An 18,014-nucleotide genomic window follows, 5' to 3' on the forward strand; every position below is an offset into this window, starting at 1 on the left:
CAAAAGCCCGGGGCATCAGTTTGAGTCATCTGGCCTTGAGAGGCGCTCCCCCAATTTAGTTCGGCCACCAACCTATGGTGGTGGTATTCGTTTTGGTGGTTGTGCTGTTCGGCCACCAGCCGATTGCCGTGCTGTTGCTGTCCTGCGAAGGCTCGGCGTTAGCCGGAGCAGCTAGCCCCGTTACTGCCAGAACTGCTGCCATGAGCAGTGTTGCCGCAAATTTCTTCATCCGCTGTGCCCTTTCATACTGATGCGAATTACCGGTGTGACTTGAAAAAGGTCACGTGGCAAACTATACGAGCTTTTCTTCACCATGGACATGGATAATGGGCACATGCAGAGTCCACAATTAACGCCCCACCTTGTAGCCGGACTCAATGCGCGCGCCAAATGGAAAGAACGTCACTTTGATGAGGCCTTTCGTTTGGCCGGCGAAGCTGCACATCTTGCCGCTGATGCCGGGGATGAAGTGTCCTGGTGGAACATGCGTTACCTGCAGGCGGAATGCCTCCGGGACCAAGGCAGGATCGATGAATACCTGTCATTGGCACTGGAACTGAACGAGCACCAGCTCACAGCGTCCTCGCCTGAGCTTGGAGCCAAAGCCGGGACCATGGTCGCCGTTGCCCTGCAGGGCCTGGGACGTCTGGCCGAGGCCGCTGCCATGGCCGCGGACGCCGCCAAACTGGCTGCCCGGGACGCGGACCTGGTCTATGTACAGATCCTGGCACAGCGCGCACTCATTGCTTCCCTTGCCGAAAGCCGCCTGCTGGACGATGCCTGGCGTGAGTGCTTGGAGCTGGAATCCCTGCTGACCGAAGACATCGACGAAGACACCGCGGGCAAGGGCTATTGGGTGATCGGTAACGTCGCTTTCCTGGCAAACCGGGTTGAAGATGGCAGCCGTTACCACGATCTTGCTTCGGAACGGCTGTCTCCATCCAAGGACGTGGACTTGTGGGCCCGCTTCAACCGCGCCTCGGCCGAAATGCGGCTTCAGGCCCGGCTGAGTGATGCCGCCACCCTCCGCTGCATCGAGAGGGCGGAGCTCGCTACAGACATCGTGGGCGGTTCCGAGCGGGACCATTTGGAAATGTCCCTGGTCCGCGCCCACTGGAACTACCTCAACGGTGACATGCAGGAAGCCCTGACCATCCTTGAGCCCTTGTGCGCCCGGTCTTCGATCCTCGCCACCCAAACCTCCGCGGAGTCGCACTTCCTCCTGGCCAGGACTTTGCTTGCCCTGGGCCGCCGGGAAGAAGCCGTGGCAACTTTCAGCGAAACCGCGAGCCTTTTCGATCAGGCAGCGCTGCCTGATCGAAGCTCGGCCGTTCGCGAATACCTCCGGGATATGGTTGAGCAGCGAGGCGAACCGCACGGGGAGTAACCATGTCCGAGGAAAACTCGAATGCCGCATCAGATCCACGTCTGGGATTGCTGCTTGATGGCATCGTCAGGCTTGCTGCGGGAGACCTGCACACCAGGATTGAAATCTCCGATGCCCGCGACGAGATCGACGCCGTGATCATGGGTACCAACCTCCTGGCCGAGGACCTCCAGATTGTCTATGAAGAGCTGGAGCAGCGGGTGGCGGCCCGCACCCGGCAGCTGCACGAGGCACACCGCGAAATGCAGCACATGGCCATGACCGATCCCCTCACGGGCCTTCACAACCGCTCCGCTTTCTCCGCCGCGCTGGCCGAATCCCAGGGCAGGGAACCCAATGGCAACCAGCGGCCGGCCATCCTGCTGATGGACATGAACGGCTTCAAGGGCGTCAATGACTCCCTGGGCCACACCATCGGAGACAAAGTGCTGGTAACAGTGGCAGCCCGCATCAGCGCTGCCGTCCGCGAGGAGGACATGGTTGCCCGCATGGGCGGCGACGAATTCGCGATCCTGCTGCAGGACGTTACCGCCGCGAAGGCGGCTTCCATCGGCAACCGGATCCTGGCCGCCATGGACGGTCCAATGGAGATCGAAGGCCAGTACGTACGGTGTGGCGCCAGCATGGGCCTCCGTATGGCAGATCCCGGCAAGAGCGCCGAGGAACTGATGATGGAAGCGGACATCGCCATGTATGAGTCCAAGGCGGATGGGCGCGGCAAGTTGAAGGTTTTTGACTCGGACATGCTCCTTGCCCGGCAACTGCGCAACCAACTCGTGGGTGAGCTCAAGGAAGCGATCGCCGGTTCGCAACTGGTGCTCTACTACCAGCCCATCATCCGCTTGGACACCCGCGGAATTGAAGGCGTCGAGGCCCTGGTCCGTTGGAACCACCCCACCCGCGGCATGATCATGCCGGACGAGTTCATCCCCATCGCCGAGGAAACGGGGATGATTTCCGATCTGGGCGGCTGGGTGCTGCGCACCGCCGTCGAGCAGTTGCAACGGTGGCGCAGCGACCCCCTGACGGGACGCCACGACTTCAACATGCGCATCAACGTGTCCGCCGCAGACCTCCAGCGGCTGGAGTTCGTGGAGGACGTACGCGAAGCGTTGACCTCGGCCGGGCTGGACCCATCGCTGCTGGTTCTGGAGCTGACCGAAAGCGCTGTCATTCAAGGCAACGACCTCGACCGATACACGCTGAACAGCCTGCGGCGGCTGGGCGTCGAGATGGAGATCGACGACTTCGGCACCGGCTACTCCTCCATTGACTACCTCCGCCGCCTGCCCGTGCACGCCGTCAAGGTGGACCGAACGCTCCTCTCGGCACTCGGTAGCGACCCCGCGCAGCCCGCCCTCCTCGCGGCAGTCCTGCAACTCATTCGTGCGTGCGGCCTCGGTGCTGTGTGGGAGGGAATCGAAACCGCCGAGCAGGCAGACTTCCTGCTCAGCATTGGGTGCACCAGCGGGCAGGGCTACTACTTCAGCCGGCCGTTGCCGGAGGCACAACTCACCGAACAGCTCAAGCACCACAAGACCTGGCCGATTCAGGATTAAAGGCACGACGGCGGTGGGCCGGCTTTAGGGTGCGGCGCCCTTTTCGCTTGGCTGGCGGTTGGCTGGCGGCTGGCGCGTTGCGGCTTTGACGCCGTCAAGCCCCCTCTTGGCGCGCCCGCCATTCGGAGTCGAGGATCGCATAGATGTTCTCGGTGGCCCACTGGCCTTTGTAGTGCCAGGTGTCCACGAGGGTGGCCTCAAGCCGCATCCCCAGGCGTTTGCAGATACCGGCGGAGCCGGTGTTCAGGGCATCGAGTTTCGCGTCTATGCGGTGGAAGTTCAACTGGTCGAACGCCAGCTTCATGACAGCCTCCGCCGCCTCCGTCGCGATTCCCTGCCCCCTGCCCTCGGGGTGGAGGATCCAGCCAAGCTCAGCCTGGCCTGTTCCCTCCAGCCATTTCAGGACGATCTCGCCCATGAGTCCCGGACGGTCCTGGAGCTCGATGGCGAGGCAGGCCCAATCGCCTTCATGCCTGAACTGCGCATTCGCGTAGCGGCCCAGGACTTCCATGGATTGCGTCTTGGTCAGTTCGTTTCGGAGCAGGTACCGGGCGGTTTCGGGCAGCGACTGATAGGCGTGGAACCGCTCAAGGTCCTCGGCCTCGAAACGCCGCAGAATGAGTCGTTCGGTCATGATCGGAAGCTCAATTTCGGGCATGTCTTCGAGGCTACTAGGCGCGTCCAAATCCCGGCCCTGAGCTTGTCCAGTCTTGACAGTTGGGCCGATCTGGGATTACCTAATGAACATTCGGTAAATAAAGCTGGAGGCAATGACGCATGGTTGAAACAACCCTCTCCGGTGCAACGCACCACATCCTGACGAACGACTACGCGTCTGAATGGATGGGCATTGAGGTCCTCAAGATCGACGACGGCCATGCCACCATCCGCATGCACCTCCGCCAGGAAATGCTCAATGGATTCGGAATGGCCCATGGCGGAATGATCTTCGCCTTCGCGGACACCGCCTTCGCACTGGCCTGCAACCCGGCCAACCCAACGCCAAAGCAAGCTGCCAACATCACGGTGGCGTCCGGCGTCGACATCAACTTTATCAAGCCGGCGTTCGAAGGCCAGGTGATTACCGCCGTCGCAAACCGTCGCGCGAGTACTGGCCGCAGCGGCCTCTACGACATCCAGATCTACGCGGCTTCACCCGGCGCCGCGGGCGCCACCCCCGATCCAGATCCCGGAGAACTCATTGCAGAGTTCCGGGGCCGCAGCCGCACCATCTCCAAGAAGTAGGAACTCCAGATGACCCAGAACACCGTCGCCGCGCCCACATCGCCCGCCTCCACGGCAACCGCCCCCATCCTGGACCGCGAAGAAACGATGTCCCGCGACGAGCTTGAAGCACTCCAGCTCAGCCGCCTGCAGCACACGGTGGCCTACGCCTACGATCGCGTGCCGCTGTACAAGCGCAAGTTCGACGAAGCCGGCGTGCACCCGACCGACCTCCGCGAATTGAGCGACCTCGGCAAGTTCCCTTACACCACCAAGGAAGACCTCCGGCTGGAGTACCCGTTTGGCATGTTCGCGGTGCCCCAGAATGAGGTTGCCCGAATCCACGCGAGCTCCGGCACCACCGGGCGCCCCACAGTGGTGGGCTACACCAAGAACGACCTCGCCAACTGGGCAACCCTGGTGGCCCGCTCCCTGCGCGCCTCCGGCGTCCGACCCGGTATGAAGGTCCACAACGCCTACGGCTACGGCCTCTTCACCGGCGGGCTCGGCGCACATGCCGGCGCTGAAGCGCTCGGTTGCACGGTCATCCCGATGTCCGGCGGCCAGACCGAACGCCAGATCCAGCTCATCCAGGACTTCAAGCCGGACGCCATCCTGGCAACCCCCACGTACCTGCTGACCATCGCCGACGCCATGGCCCACCAGGGCATCGACCCCACCTCCACATCGCTGAAGTACGCCGTGCTCGGCGCCGAGCCGTGGACCGAAGAGATGCGCCACGAGCTCGAGACCACCATGAACATCAAGGCCTCGGACATCTACGGACTCTCTGAAGTCATGGGCCCGGGCGTGGCTGGCGAAGCTGTTGAAACTCAGGACGGCTGCCACATCTGGGAAGACCACTTCCGCCCCGAAATCATCGATCCGTTCGATCACTCCACGGTCCTGGGCGACGGCGAACCCGGCGAGCTGGTCTTCACGTCCCTCACCAAGGAAGCGCTGCCGATCATCCGCTACCGCACCAAGGACCTCACCCGCCTGCTCCCCGGCACCGCCCGCCCCGCACACCGCCGGATGGGCCGCATCACCGGCCGCAGCGACGACATGATCATCCTGCGCGGCGTGAACCTCTTCCCCTCCCAGATCGAGGAAATCGCCCTCCGCATCCCCGAGCTCAGCCCGCACTTCCAGCTCGAAATCACCCGCCCCGAAGGCAAGCGCATGGATTCGCTGACCGTGAAAATCGAGCGGCGCGAAAACGTCCCCGCAGAGTCAAGCTCGACGGCGGCCCGCACCTTGCGCGAGCAGATCAAGATTCATGTGGGGTCTTCTTGCGTAGTTGAAGTTGTAGAGCCCGGTTCCCTTGAGCGTTCCAACGGCAAGCTCCGCCGGATCTACGACCTGCGGCCAAAGGGCTGACATGCGGCGTCGCTGACCGGCAGCCCGTCTAGAGATCGTGAGAAAATGCCACCATGCCTACTGAGACAACTACCAAGCGCGGACGGCCCGGTTACGACCAGCAGTCGGTGCTCCGCATCGCCGTCGACGTCTTCAACCGCCACGGATACGACGCAACGTCCATGGGCATCCTGGCTGAGAACCTCGGGATCTCCAAGTCGGCCATCTACCACCACGTGCCGTCCAAGGGCGATCTGCTAAAGCTCGCCCTGGACCACGCCCTGGGCGGCTTGGAGGCCATCCTGGATGAGCCTTCAGCCACTTCCGGGCCGGCCGATGCCCGGCTTGAGTTCGTGCTCCGGCAGACCATTGCGGTGCTGGTAGACAGGCTGCCGTTCGTCACCCTGCTGCTGCGGCTGCGGGGAAACACCGAGATTGAACGTGATGCCCTGGAACGCCGGCGTGCCTTCGACCACAAGGTGGCTGCCCTGATAGCCGCTGCCCGTGAAGACGGCTCGCTGCGCCAGGACATCGACCCCCGGACGGTCACGCGGCTCCTGTTCGGCACCATCAACTCGATCGTGGAGTGGTACAAGCCGGGCGGCTCGTTGTCCCCCGAGAAGCTGGCCGACGACGTCATCACCATGGCCTTCGACGGCCTCCACGCCGCCGCCTGACCCTTTCCGGTTCCTCTCTCACATCCTGCGGGTTTTTTACGGTTCCTCTCTCACATCCCGCGGGTTTTTTACGCTTCCTCTCTCACATCCCGCGGGTTTTTTACGGTTCCCCTCTCACATCCCGCGGGTTTTTTGCGCTTCCTCTCTCACCCTTTGTCGCCGTGCCGTGGCCAGGTCCCCGACGCTGTCGCCAGCCAACTCGTTGCGTCCGTTATCGGACTAAGCGTCTTGGTCAAAACAGGTGGGCCAGCCGAGAGGTTCAGCAACATTATCGACGGGCTCATTGACGGACTGTGAAGGCCACCGGTTGGTCCGACCAAGGTAGCTATTCCGGGCCAGGAAACGGTTCGATGCCAGCCGCGACGGCGACTTCACGGTAGGCAGCGGCGAGATCAGCAAGACTCGCGTGCCTGTTCAAGCCGCTCGGGTTTGGGAGTACCCAAACCGGGGAACGCCCAAGGGAATCCGGCTGTCGTCCCCACGTCGCCCTAGGCCGGGCGAAAGCGGTCCGATAGGCTCCGATTCCCAGTACTGCAACCATTGCCGGCGCCATAAGTTCGACGCGCGCAGATAGTGCTTTGGCTCCGGCAAGGAGTTGCTCCGGGGTGAGTTCATCCGCTCGCGCCGAAGCTTCCGCAACTATGGACGTAATCCCAACGCCACGTTCCAGCAGATGATTGAGGTCCCCGGGGCGGAACCCTGCAGAGGCATCGATCCGACGATCGACGATGCCGGCCCGAAATAACGCTGGATAGAAGCGATTGCTGCCGCCACCGAAGTGCGCCTGCACTGCAGCAGCACGCAGGCCAGGATTGATGCCGACGAACAGGAGCCTCGTCTGGTCCGAGACTAAATCGGGCAGGGTTAGGCCTCGGAACGCATCTAGCGCAACCCGGCCAAGTCCCATCGTTCAACCTTATGACATGATTCGTAAGATCCTTCCGGGGGCCTCAAGCGTAAAATTTTCAGCGTAGGAGGTGGCCAAATGCATCTAGCCCTTAACACAGCCACAACTGTCCTGCCTGTCGATGACCTGAGCCGCGCAAGAAAGTTCTACGCGGAAAAGCTCGGCCTTCCGCATCGCGGCAGGACATGGGACGGAAATGATCTATTTGGCAACGACGGCGGCCCTATGCTGCAGTTGTTGCCGGTCACGGACGGTAAGCACTCCGGTCATACCGCCATGAGCTTTGAGGTCGAGGACATCGAGCGGACTGTTGCGGAGATGGAAGCCCAAGGCGTCAAATTCCAGGATTACGACGAGCCTGAGCTCAAGACCGATAACCATATTTGCACCACCGACGCAGAGAAGTGCGCTTGGTTCATGGATACCGAGAACAACGTTCTGTGCATCCATGAGACGCTCGGCCAACAAGCCGAATACCAGCTTTAACCAACCCCTCAAGACAAAGCGCGTCCCCCTGCATGGGGGACGCGCTTCGTCGTTATCTGAAGGAACTGCGGCCGTATGGTTTTCTGAGACAGCTTGATGGGAGATTCGTTTCAGATGACCACGCCCAGAAGAAAATATGATGCCGCTTTCCGTGAGGAAGCAGTGCGGCTGGTGCTGTCCACGAACCGTTCGGTGAAGCAGGTCGCCGAGGAGATCGGGGTGAAGGAAAGCACGCTGGGGAACTGGCTTCACCGACATCGGGAACGTCAACCAAATGCCCCTGTCCCGTCCGAGGACAGGGGCCCGGTTGCCTGGGAAGAACACCAAAAGGCCTTGGCCGAGAACGCCAGGTTGAAGGCCGAGGTCGAGTTCCTGGGAAAAGTCAGCGCCTTCTTTGCCGCGAAGCAAAAGTAGAGGATTTCTACGAGTTCATCGAAGCGGAGAAGGCCAACCATTCAGTGGTGTGGCTGTGCCGGGCATTGAAGGTTTCCCGGGCCTCGTTCTATCGGTGGCGCAACCCCGCCGGGCCCTCACCACGTGCCGTGCGGCATGAGGATCTGGTCACCGCGGTCACCGACCTCTATACGAAGGAGGAAGGCCGTGCCGGACGGGACCAGTTGGCCTTGTTGCTGAACGCGGCCGGGACCAAGGTCTCCGCCCCAACCGTCGGAGCCATCATGCGCGAGACCGGTCTGCGTGCCATCCGAACTCGGGCCTGGAAACAGACCACGGTCCAGGACCCGCAGGCCAAGACCGCCCACATCGAGAACCACATGCTCGACACCGACGGCAAACGCGACTTCACCTCCACCGTGCCCGGGACCCGTCTGGTCGGCGATATCACCTACCTGCGCACCGGCGAAGGCTGGCTCTACCTGGCCACCGTCATCGATCTGTTCTCCGGCATGGTCATTGGCTGGTCCATGGCCGGACACATGCGTGCGAGCCTGTGCACCGCGGCCCTGCAGATGGCCCGGAACCACGGCCGCTTCGCCGAGGATTCTGTGGTCTTCCACTCCGACCGCGGCGCCCAGTACACCTCTGAGGAATTCCAGCAATGGTGCGGCACGAACGCGGTCACTCAGTCCATGGGCAAGGTAGGGGTGTGCTGGGACAACGCGGTCGCCGAGAACTTCTTCTCCCACCTCAAAACCGAGTTCTACCACCACCACCGCTTCGGTTCCAGGCTCGCCGCCCGGACCGCCGTGATGGACTACATCGAGGGCTGGTACAACCGCCGCCGACCCAACCGCCGGGCCGGCGGCGCACCACCCGTAACAGCCCACACCGCTTACCAAACCACCGTTCAGGGACCCCTGGCCGCCTAACCAACAACAACGAGAACTGTCTCACAAACTTGACGAGCGCAGAACAACCGCTAAAACAGGTCGGGATGTGAGAGAGGAACCGAAAGAAGCGCGCGGGATGTGAGCGTGGAACCGGGAAAAAGCAGTGGGATGTGAGAGAGGACCGGTTTTGAACCTCACGGCGCACACCCCTTGACACGCGTGACGGACATCACCTAACGTGATGGGATCGATCTCATCACAAACAAGGTGTCCATTGGGGAAGAGGATGAGATCGATCCCATGGCTACAGTTAAGCGACGAGGATTAACATGAACCCCCCACATACAACCCATGCGTCAAAGGCCCCCACGAAGACTTCACCGTGGACTGCCGCCGGTGCCAGCACCATCGGTTCGGTGCTGGAGTACTACGACTTTTTCGTCTACGGCCCCATGGCGGCACTCGTTTTCGGGGCTGTCTTCTTCCCCAGCGGCGACCCCGGCCTGGCTGCCGTCCTCTCACTGAGTACGTTCGCCGTCGGATTCGTTGCGAGGCCCCTTGGCGGCATCGTCATCGGGCACCTCGGTGATCGCGTTGGCCGTAAGAAGATGCTGCTCTTCGCGTTCTTCCTAACGGGATTCGTCACCGTGGGCATCGGCCTGTTACCCACCTACTCACAAGTTGGGGCCTGGGCACCGATCATGCTGGTTTCACTTCGTTTCCTCCAGGGCATAGGCCTCGGCGGCGAATGGGGCGGCGCTGCACTGCTCGCCGTCGAGCATGCACCGGAAGCCAAGCGCGGCTTCTTCGGCAGCCTTGTCCAGGCCGGCGCTCCCATCGGCGTTATTCTCTCCAGCGGCGTCGTAGCAATTCTCACGGGCACACTGTCCCGGGCAGACCTGCTCGCTTGGGGATGGCGTATCCCGTTCCTGCTGAGCACAGTCCTGGTGATCTTTGGATTGATCCTGCGTCTGAAAATCACGGAAACGCCGGACTTCGAGAAGACCGTGGCCACGCCTGCGGCCAAGGAAAAGCTGCCCCTGGTCGTTGCGCTGCGCCGCTACCCGAAGCAGATACTGGCGATGGTTGGCGTGCATGTCAGCGACACCACGCTGGGCTTCATGCAGGGCGTCTTCATCATCGGCTTCGCTACAACCACGCTGGGCATCAGCCCCACGGTAGCCTTGATGGCCAACATTGCCTCTTCCATCACCAACCTCATCATCACGCCCGTTTCCGGCATCATCTCTGACCGCTTCGGCCCACGACGGGTTCTGGTTACCGCCACCGTGGCGTTGGCGCTGTGGGCCTTTCCCATGTTCTGGCTCATGGAGACCAAGAGCGTCCTGGCATTGTTCGTTGTGATGTCCGCGAATGGACTCATCGTGGGAATGCTGTTCAGCCAGCAGGCCACGCTCTTCGCAGCAGTCCTGGACCCGAAGGTCCGATACACCGGAATGTCCATTGGGTTCCAGGTGGCCACGGTAATCGGAGGCGGATTCGGCCCGCTGATCGCCCAGGCCCTCCAAAACAACGCCGGCGGCGCCACGTGGAGCATCTCCGGATATCTCATGCTGGTTGCGCTTGTCGCCCTCGGCTGCGCGCTATACCTGACGTCCCGCAAGACCCAGGTGGTCCATGCTTCCCAGGCATCGCCCGCGTCCGTGGCTGCTTCCCAGCTCTAAAGCAAACAAACACGTCCCGAAACAGAACGGAACCGCAGCAATGCAGCAGGAATTTCCCGGCCGCATCGGCACCACAGTTGCCGAATCCGAGGCTTGGTGGCCCGAGCAGCAAGCAGCCAACGGCTCACAACCCAACATTCTCATGGTCATACTTGATGACACCGGATGGTCGGACTTCGGCTGCTTTGGCTCCGAAATCAACACGCCTGCCATCGATGGACTCGCCGAAGAAGGGCTCAGGTACACCAACTTCCACGTCACCCCCCTGTGCTCCCCAACCAGGGCGAGCCTGCTCACGGGCCGCAACCACCACTCTGTGGGCATGCGGTTCCTGGCCGATGCAGACACTGGCTTCCCCAACTCGCGCGGCTGCGTCCGTCCGGACGTGCCCATGCTCCCGGAGATACTGCGCAGGAACGGCTACGGAACCTATCTGGCCGGTAAGTGGCACCTTGCGCCACTGAACGAACTCACGCCGGCCGGGCCGTTCCACAACTGGCCGCTGAACCGTGGCTTCGACCGCTTCTACGGTTTCCTGGATGGCTGCACGGACCAGTACTCCCCCGAGCTGGTGGCCGACAACCACAGCATTGAACCACCCGCCCGGGAGGGCTACCACCTCAGCGAGGACCTGGCCCAACAGTCAATCCGTTTCCTCAAGGACCACACCACGTACCGTCCGCACGCTCCGTTCTTCCTCCAGTTGGCTTTGGGGGCCACCCATGCCCCCTTCCAAGCGCCGAGGGAGTACATCGAAAAGTACATCGATGTCTTCACCAAGGGCTGGGACAAAACCCGCAGCGACAGGCTGAAGCGGCAGGTGGAACTATGCGTCGTGCCGGACGGCACGGCACTCACGGAACGGCTGGCAGACGTCCGCGCGTGGGAGGAGTTGAGCAGTACCGAACAGGATGTCTTCACCCACCTGCAAGCTGCCTTCGCCGGTTTCCTTGAGCACGCGGATGCCCAAATTGGCCGTGTTGTTCAAGCGTTGAGGGCGATGGACCTTTACGAGAACACCATCGTCCTGGTCATGTCGGACAATGGTGCATCCCGCGAGGGCGGCCCCACGGGCGATGTCGATTGCAACGCGCCGTATTCGGGCGTCCGCAGGCCCGCCGTCGAGCAGGTCAGCTTGCTGCCTCAGCTCGGCGGCCCCCTGGGTGGCGCCCACTATCCGGAGGGTTGGGCCATGGCGGGCAACACGCCGTTCCGCCGTTACAAGCAGTTCGTTGACCTTGGCGGCGTACGTTCGCCGCTGGTCGTTTCCTGGCCGGCGGGGATCTCCAAAGCGGGAGAGGTCAGGAACCAGTTCCTGCACGCCATCGACATCACGCCCACCCTCCTGGATGCAGCCAACATAGAGACTGATACAACGTTCGACGGCGGGTCGGCAGTTGCGACGTTCGTCGATGCAGCCGTGAAGGAGCCCCGCGAAACGCAATTCTGGGAGATGCTGGGCCACCGTGCAATCCGCCATGGTGAGTGGAAAGCCGTGACGGCACATCTTCACGGACAGGACTACGAGCAGGACGATTGGCGCCTGTACAACACCCGGGAAGACTTCGCGGAGGCGCACGACCTCGCCGCGGCCGAGCCGGAAAAACTTCGGACCCTACAAAAACTCTGGTGGGAGCAGGCGGAGCAAATAGGCGCTTTTCCCCTGGACGACCGCACCCTGGTAGAGCTGCTCACTGCCCGGGGTCCGGCTGGCTTGGTCAATCGCAAGGAGATCGTTTTCAGGGCGGGCCAGAGCCACGTCCCGTTTGCCAGCGCCATCACGGGCAGCGACCGCGCCCTTCAGTTCACTGCCCACCTCCGGGAATTCAACCCGGGAATGGAAGGGGTCCTAATATCCAGCGGCAACCAACAAGGCGGCTACGTGCTCTACGTTCGCAACGATGTCCTGATCTTCGAACACCATGCCTTGGGCGCCCGCGATGTGCTGAAGTCTGACACTGCCTTGTCCGGCGGACCGCAGGCAGTGGGCCTGCGCCTGACTCCCCTGGACGACAGGGCAGCGCTGGCAGAACTGCTCCATGGGGATCAGGTGGTTGCTGCAGCGACAATCAGCGGCACGTCCAGCCACCTGTCGTTCTGGGGCATGGACATCGGCTCGGACCCGGTCAGTACAGTTTCCGCGGAGTACGAGGCACCGTTTGCCTTCCCTGAGGCAGCGATGGATCGCGTAGTGTTGCGGTTCAGGGACACCCCGGACCTCGAGGATCTCGCCGAGCTCATTGAATCCACGGAGTAGAACCATGGGACAACTGATTCTTGATGTGGACACAGGGGTGGACGACGCTCTCGCCCTCATGTTCGCTGCCCGCCACCCTGACTGGAACCTGCGCGCCGTCACCTGCGTTGCTGGTAACACCAGTCTGGAAGGAGTAGTCCGAAACACGTTGACGGTCCTGGACGCTGTCGGCGCCACGGGTGTCCCGGTGGCCGCCGGCGCTGCCCGGCCCCTGCTCGAGGAACCCCGGGACGCCGGCCACGTCCATGGCGGGGACGGGCTGGCCGATCTTGGCTGGGAACCGTCAGCCAGAAAGCCCGAGGCGATTCACGCCGTCGAACTTTTGCGGCGCGAGATCCTCTCCAGTCCTGAGCCTGTCACTTTGGTGCCCCTCGCCCCGATGACGAACATCGCCCTGCTGCTGCGGGCCTACCCGGAAGTTGCGGCGAACATCGGGAAGATCGTTTTCATGGGTGGATCGGCGTCAGTGGGCAACGCGTCGCCCGTGGCCGAGTTCAACGTGTGGCACGATCCCGAGGCAGCCCAGATCGTCATCAGCAGTGGCTTGCCAATCACCATGTACGGACTGGACGTGTTCTATTCCGTGGCGATCGAGGCACCCGACATTGAGCTGCTGAGGGAATCCGACGACGCCGGATGCCGGCTCAGCGGTCATCTTCTGACTCATCTGGCGAAGGTTAATGCGGATGATTTCCGGCTGACGTCGCCCGGTTCGGCAGGCATCGGTGACGCCGGGGCCGTCTGTGCCGTGATCGATCCCGAAGGCCTTGTGACCCATCGCCATCGGGTTGAAGTCAGCCTCTCAAACCCCTTGACCCGGGGGCAGACCGTCGTCGATCGCCGGACAAAGGCCTCCGAGACCACGCTGCCACACGGCTACCTAAGCCGCGACAGCATCGACGTCGCCCTCGGTGTCGACGGACGTCGCTACGCGGCGCTGTTTCTCGATACCATCAGATCCCATGACGGTAAGTAGCGCGGCACCAGCAACCATGCTCGATGTGGCGCGGGCGGCCGGCGTCTCCCGCGCCACAGTTTCGCGTGTTTTTACCGCCCCATCGACTGTTGCGGAGGAGACGCGCACCAAGGTGATGGACGCAGTCGCCCAGCTGAACTATGTGCTGAACAGCGCGGCCCGCAGCCTGCGCAGTGGACGTTCCAACACCATCGCATTGTTGGTGGGCGATATCGCCCAGCCCTTCCACAGCCAGCTGGCAAAGGCCGTTGCCCATGCCGCAGAAGGACGCGGTTACAGCGTCCTTCTCTGCGACCTTGACCACAGCATCACCCGCCTTGAGCGGCTCCTGGAATCCCTGCCTTTGCAGGGTGTTGACGGTGTCATTTTGGCAACAGGTGACGACATCGATACGGCCGCTGTACGTGCCGCCATTGAGGAGGCCGAGGACCGTGGTACGAAGGTTCTGCTTGGCACTCCGCAGCTTGCCGGGACGGGTGCGCTGGTTCTGACCACGGATTACGAATCCGTTGCCTACCAAGCCACCAAGCATTTGCTGGACCAAGGGCGTTGGCCCGTGGCGCTGCTCGGCGGGAGCGAATCGTCCGTGCTGTCGCCGTTCCTGACCCTTGGCTTTCTCCGTGCCTGCATCGAGGCCGGGCATGAAGATGCAGAGGACTTCATTGTCCGCACCGAGTACAGCACCGACGCGGCCCGCGGCGCCACGCAGCGCTTACTTTCCGGCCCCGACAACCCGGAAGGCATCGTGGCGTCCAGTGTTTCCGTGGCTTTGGGGGCAATGTCCGCATTGGCCGACGCTGGATTGGCCACGCCCGGGCGAATCGGTCTTGTTGCGTGCGAGGAAGTCCAGTTGGCCGAGCAATTGCGGCCAAGGCTCACGACGGTCGGCACCAAGCTCAACCTTCAGGGCGCTGCCATGGCTGACGCCTTGATCGATGCAATTCAAGGCCTGCCCCCGAAAGAACGCGACTTCGCGCCCGGGTTGACTCTTCGGGAATCAAGCGCCGGTTAAACTGCAACGCGGGGTCACTTAGGGCCCATGTTGGCTGTCAACATGGGCCCTAAGTGACCCCGCGTTGCTTTAAAGGTGGGGTTACTTCTCCACGAGGGTCAGGACGTCGTACGTGGCTACGATCTCGTCGTTCTGGTTGGTCAGCACGGCATCCCAGACAACCTCGCCATATTCGTCGGTCTCGCGTGGCGTGATCTTCTTGGCGGTCAACGTGACGCGGATCGAGTCGCCAGCTGCAACCGGCGTGATGAAGCGCAGATTCTCCAAGCCGTAATTGGCCAGCACAGGACCCGGCGCGGGCTCCACGAACAGCCCGGCAGCCCAGCTCAGGAGCAGGTACCCATGGGCAACAATTCCGGGGAAGAAGGGATTGGCCTCGGCCGCTTCCTGGTTCGTGTGCGCGTAGAACGTATCGCCCGTGGAGTTGGCGAAGGCCGTGATGTCCTCAAGGGTCACCTGGCGCAGATCGGAGCGAACGGCGTCGCCGATCCTCAGCGTCGAGAGGTGCTTCCGGAAAGGGTGCTCGCCTTCGGTTTCCACAGTGAAGTTGCGGTCAGCGCCGGTGTGCCACTGGCCGGTGACGGCGGTGAGCATGTTCGGCGAGCCCTGGATGGCGGTGCGCTGCATGTGGTGCAGGACCGAGCGGATACCGCCCAATTCCTCGCCGCCACCTGCGCGGCCGGGACCGCCGTGAACCAGGTGCGGGACCGGGGAACCATGACCGGTGGACGAGCGCGCGTCTTCACGGTTGAGCATGTGGACGCGGCCGTGGTGCGCTGCGATACCGAGCACCAGCTCCTGCGCCACGGAAGGATCGTTGGTGCACACGGAAGCCACCAGTGAACCCGAACCGCGGGCTGCCAGGCGGATTGCGTCGGCAAGATCCGAGTATCCGATTACCGAGGATACGGGGCCAAACGCTTCAAGGGAGTGGACTTCTTCGGCTTCCGCGTCGGCCCAGCTGAGGAGCACAGGAGACATGAACGCGCCGTCTTCCACGACGCCCACCTTGCCGCCGACGGAGGTGACCGACGGCGAATCGAGCGTTCCGTACGCAAGCTCACCACCGGCGTCGAGCATTGACTGAACGGCCGCGCGGACGTCGGCGAGCTGCTCCAGCGAAGCCAGGGCGCCCATGGTGACGCCCTCGGCGCGGGGGTCGCCAACGACGACACGCTCGTTGATGCGTGCACCAATGGCGGCGGAGACGTCGGAAATCAGCTCCTTCGGAACGATCACGCGGCGGATGGCGGTGCACTTCTGGCCGGCTTTGACGGTCATTTCGGTGACGACAGCCCGGACAAATGCGTCGAATTCCGGAGTGCCTGGAACGGCGTCAGGGCCGAGGATGGCGGCGTTGAGCGAGTCCGTCTCGGAGGTGAAGCGGACACCACCCTGGACCACGTTGCGGTGCGATTTCAGCGAGTTGGCCGTGGACGCCGAGCCCGTAAAGGAGACGAGGTCGCGGTAATCCAGTTCGTCCAGGATGGTCCGGGCGGAGCCGGAAATCAGCTGAAGGGATCCCGCGGGCAGGATGCCGGACTCGACGATCGCCTTGACGGCAACGGCTGCAACGTAGCCCGTGGGCGTGGCCGGCTTGACGATGGTGGGAACACCGGCCAGGAAGGCGGGCGCGAACTTCTCCAGCATGCCCCAGACCGGGAAATTGAAGGCGTTGATCTGCACCGCGACACCAGGAATACGGGTGTAAATGTGCTCACCGGCGAATGAACCGTCCTTGGACAGCACCTCCATCGGCCCATCCACCACAACCTGTGAATTGGGCAGTTCGCGGCGACCCTTGGACCCAAAAGTGAAGAGAACGCCGATGCCGCCGTCAATGTCGATCATGTTGTCGATCTTGGTGGCGCCGGACTGGGACGAGGACTCGTACAGCTCTTCGCGCCGGCCGTTGAGGTACATGGCAAGTTCTTTGAGCTTGAGCGCACGCTGGTGGAAGGTCAGCTTTCCAAGTTCGGCCTGGCCGGTGGTGCGGCCGTGATGTACGACGGCGGCAAAGTCCAGTCCGTCGGTGCTGACGTTGGCCAGGACTTCTCCGGTGCTGGCATCACGGACCGGGACGGTTTTTGCGTCGGGAGCGGGAGTCCACCACGCATCCTGGATATAGCTGGGGACGGTTGCAACGGCTGTGGTTTCCGGGGCGACTGCGGTAGTGGTCATCGTCGACGGGTCCTTCCAAGGCACGTGAAATCGGCTCGATCATTGGGTCTGCGGGAGCGCAAACATTACTGACCGGCCGTTCGGTAATATATACAGGGTACATGAATGCCCGGAGGAGTACAGCAGGAATTTCATCGTTCTCTCACATACCGCACGTTTTGGTCCATCGTTCTCTCACATACCGCCCGATTCGGGCCATCGTTCTCTCACATCACTGCAGCTTCGTGCGGATCGCCGCCACTTCCGCATCGGTGACCCCATTCCGCGCCAGAAACGATTCGACTTCCAGCGAACCCAAGAACGTCCTCACTCCCGCCCGCTTCAGCTCCAACCAGGCCTCAAACTCCTCGTCTGAAAGGTAGGGATCGTGCGCATGCGGTGCCCCGTGGGTTCGGTGCCGCTCATTGATCCCCCGCGCCGCAAGTTCATAGCCGCGCAGGATTTCGTCATCACCAATACCGGCCAAACGTTGCAGCATGAGTGCGATCACCCCGCTGCGGTCCCTGCCCGCCGAGCAGTGAATCACGACCTTGCCAGGCGCGGCCGCGATGGCTTTGAAGACGGCCGCAATCTTCCCGGCAAACAGCCCCACATACTCGCCGTACTGCGCCGGGTCCTTCAGGTACGGGCCGAAGAGCTCGCCAAAATCGCTATGGTCCGGGTCCTCCGTGGGGCAATGCACGACGTCGATTCGAGCCTTCACGTCGTACGGCACCTCGGGATCGGTGTCGCGTTGCCGCCGCTCGCCCGAGGCGCGCAAATCGATGACAGTGCGGATGCCGTCGTCGTACATTTGGCGCCATCCAGCTTCGCTAACCCACTCGTGGCGACCCATCCTGTACACGTCCCCCGCGATCCGCCAGGCGTTCACGGCGCCATCCCAGTGGACGCCTAACTGCGGTGCTGTCCCGTCCATAGGAGCCAGCTAAGCACATTCGTCCGTGGCGATGTGAGAGAACATCCGCGGAAAGGCGTGAGGAAATGAGAGAACATCCGGTGAAAGGGCGGTGGATGT

At 62.4% G+C, this 18,014-nt stretch carries 17 protein-coding genes; 12 read left to right on the forward strand and 5 right to left on the reverse strand.

Going from position 1 to position 18,014, the window contains the following annotated elements; genetic code table 11:
• Window positions 1-55: 55 nt before the first annotated feature.
• Window positions 56-229, reverse strand: coding sequence for a hypothetical protein (locus LDN82_RS17600; protein WP_224088709.1), 174 nt, complete (start codon window positions 227-229; stop codon window positions 56-58).
• Window positions 230-334: 105 nt separating this feature from the next.
• Here LDN82_RS17600 and LDN82_RS17605 point away from each other — a divergent pair, with 105 nt between their 5' ends.
• Both LDN82_RS17605 and LDN82_RS17610 read left to right on the forward strand, forming a co-directional pair.
• Window positions 335-1,387 (forward strand): hypothetical protein, encoded by a 1,053-nt coding sequence (locus LDN82_RS17605; protein ID WP_224165236.1) that lies wholly within the window; start codon window positions 335-337, stop codon window positions 1,385-1,387.
• Window positions 1,388-1,389: 2 nt separating this feature from the next.
• Window positions 1,390-2,946: an EAL domain-containing protein gene (locus LDN82_RS17610; RefSeq protein WP_224165237.1), complete on the forward strand. Its 1,557-nt coding sequence runs from the start codon at window positions 1,390-1,392 to the stop codon at window positions 2,944-2,946.
• A gap of 94 nt (window positions 2,947-3,040) precedes the next feature.
• Here LDN82_RS17610 and LDN82_RS17615 read toward each other — a convergent pair whose 3' ends face one another.
• A complete protein-coding gene (locus LDN82_RS17615; RefSeq protein WP_224165238.1) occupies window positions 3,041-3,604 on the reverse strand; it encodes a GNAT family protein in 564 nt (187 codons plus the stop codon).
• Between the two features lie 119 nt (window positions 3,605-3,723).
• On the opposite strand from LDN82_RS17615, the gene LDN82_RS17620 reads away from it, so the two are divergent.
• Genes LDN82_RS17620 through LDN82_RS17630 form a run of 3 tightly spaced genes read left to right on the forward strand, consistent with a single transcriptional unit; the run spans window position 3,724 to window position 6,206 of the window.
• Window positions 3,724-4,191: a hotdog fold thioesterase gene (locus LDN82_RS17620; RefSeq protein ID WP_224088717.1), complete on the forward strand. Its 468-nt coding sequence runs from the start codon at window positions 3,724-3,726 to the stop codon at window positions 4,189-4,191.
• A gap of 9 nt (window positions 4,192-4,200) precedes the next feature.
• Window positions 4,201-5,550 carry a phenylacetate--CoA ligase PaaK gene (paaK, locus tag LDN82_RS17625; RefSeq protein WP_224165239.1) on the forward strand — a complete coding sequence of 450 codons (1,350 nt, stop codon included), beginning with the start codon at window positions 4,201-4,203 and terminating at the stop codon, window positions 5,548-5,550.
• A gap of 53 nt (window positions 5,551-5,603) precedes the next feature.
• On the forward strand, window positions 5,604-6,206 hold the full coding sequence (locus LDN82_RS17630; RefSeq protein ID WP_224088720.1) for a TetR/AcrR family transcriptional regulator: 603 nt from the start codon (window positions 5,604-5,606) through the stop codon (window positions 6,204-6,206).
• Between the two features lie 325 nt (window positions 6,207-6,531).
• Here LDN82_RS17630 and LDN82_RS17635 read toward each other — a convergent pair whose 3' ends face one another.
• Entirely contained in the window at window positions 6,532-7,113 is a 582-nt protein-coding gene (locus LDN82_RS17635; RefSeq protein ID WP_224088721.1) for a mismatch-specific DNA-glycosylase, read from the reverse strand.
• 78 nt (window positions 7,114-7,191) lie between these two features.
• Here LDN82_RS17635 and LDN82_RS17640 point away from each other — a divergent pair, with 78 nt between their 5' ends.
• The 7 genes from LDN82_RS17640 (at window position 7,192) to LDN82_RS17670 (ending at window position 14,818) form a co-directional block, all read left to right on the forward strand.
• Complete coding sequence (locus tag LDN82_RS17640) at window positions 7,192-7,599, forward strand: VOC family protein (RefSeq protein ID WP_224088722.1); 408 nt, start codon at window positions 7,192-7,194, stop codon at window positions 7,597-7,599.
• A gap of 114 nt (window positions 7,600-7,713) precedes the next feature.
• Entirely contained in the window at window positions 7,714-8,013 is a 300-nt protein-coding gene (locus LDN82_RS17645) for a transposase (protein ID WP_224090242.1), read from the forward strand.
• Window positions 8,014-8,030: 17 nt separating this feature from the next.
• On the forward strand, window positions 8,031-8,927 hold the full coding sequence (locus LDN82_RS17650) for an IS3 family transposase (protein WP_263422302.1): 897 nt from the start codon (window positions 8,031-8,033) through the stop codon (window positions 8,925-8,927).
• A 290-nt stretch (window positions 8,928-9,217) separates the two neighbouring features.
• Window positions 9,218-10,573, forward strand: a complete 1,356-nt coding sequence (locus LDN82_RS17655; RefSeq protein ID WP_224165240.1) for an MFS transporter — start codon at window positions 9,218-9,220, stop codon at window positions 10,571-10,573.
• A 40-nt stretch (window positions 10,574-10,613) separates the two neighbouring features.
• The gene (locus tag LDN82_RS17660) at window positions 10,614-12,830 is read left to right on the forward strand and encodes an arylsulfatase (RefSeq protein ID WP_224165241.1); all 2,217 of its coding nucleotides are present in this window, start codon (window positions 10,614-10,616) and stop codon (window positions 12,828-12,830) included.
• Window positions 12,831-12,834: 4 nt separating this feature from the next.
• Window positions 12,835-13,806, forward strand: coding sequence for a nucleoside hydrolase (locus LDN82_RS17665; RefSeq protein WP_224088724.1), 972 nt, complete (start codon window positions 12,835-12,837; stop codon window positions 13,804-13,806).
• Window positions 13,793-14,818, forward strand: coding sequence for a LacI family DNA-binding transcriptional regulator (locus tag LDN82_RS17670; RefSeq protein WP_224165242.1), 1,026 nt, complete (start codon window positions 13,793-13,795; stop codon window positions 14,816-14,818). Before LDN82_RS17665 ends, LDN82_RS17670 begins: the two co-directional genes overlap by 14 nt.
• Window positions 14,819-14,899: 81 nt before the next feature.
• Here the strand turns inward: LDN82_RS17670 and paaZ are convergent, their stop codons facing one another.
• Window positions 14,900-16,999: a phenylacetic acid degradation bifunctional protein PaaZ gene (gene paaZ / locus LDN82_RS17675; protein WP_224165243.1), complete on the reverse strand. Its 2,100-nt coding sequence runs from the start codon at window positions 16,997-16,999 to the stop codon at window positions 14,900-14,902.
• Between the two features lie 211 nt (window positions 17,000-17,210).
• Window positions 17,211-17,915 (reverse strand): tyrosine-protein phosphatase, encoded by a 705-nt coding sequence (locus LDN82_RS17680; protein ID WP_224165244.1) that lies wholly within the window; start codon window positions 17,913-17,915, stop codon window positions 17,211-17,213.
• Window positions 17,916-18,014 lie beyond the last annotated feature (99 nt).

Source organism: Arthrobacter sp. StoSoilA2 (assembly GCF_019977195.1).
Classification (GTDB): domain Bacteria; phylum Actinomycetota; class Actinomycetes; order Actinomycetales; family Micrococcaceae; genus Arthrobacter.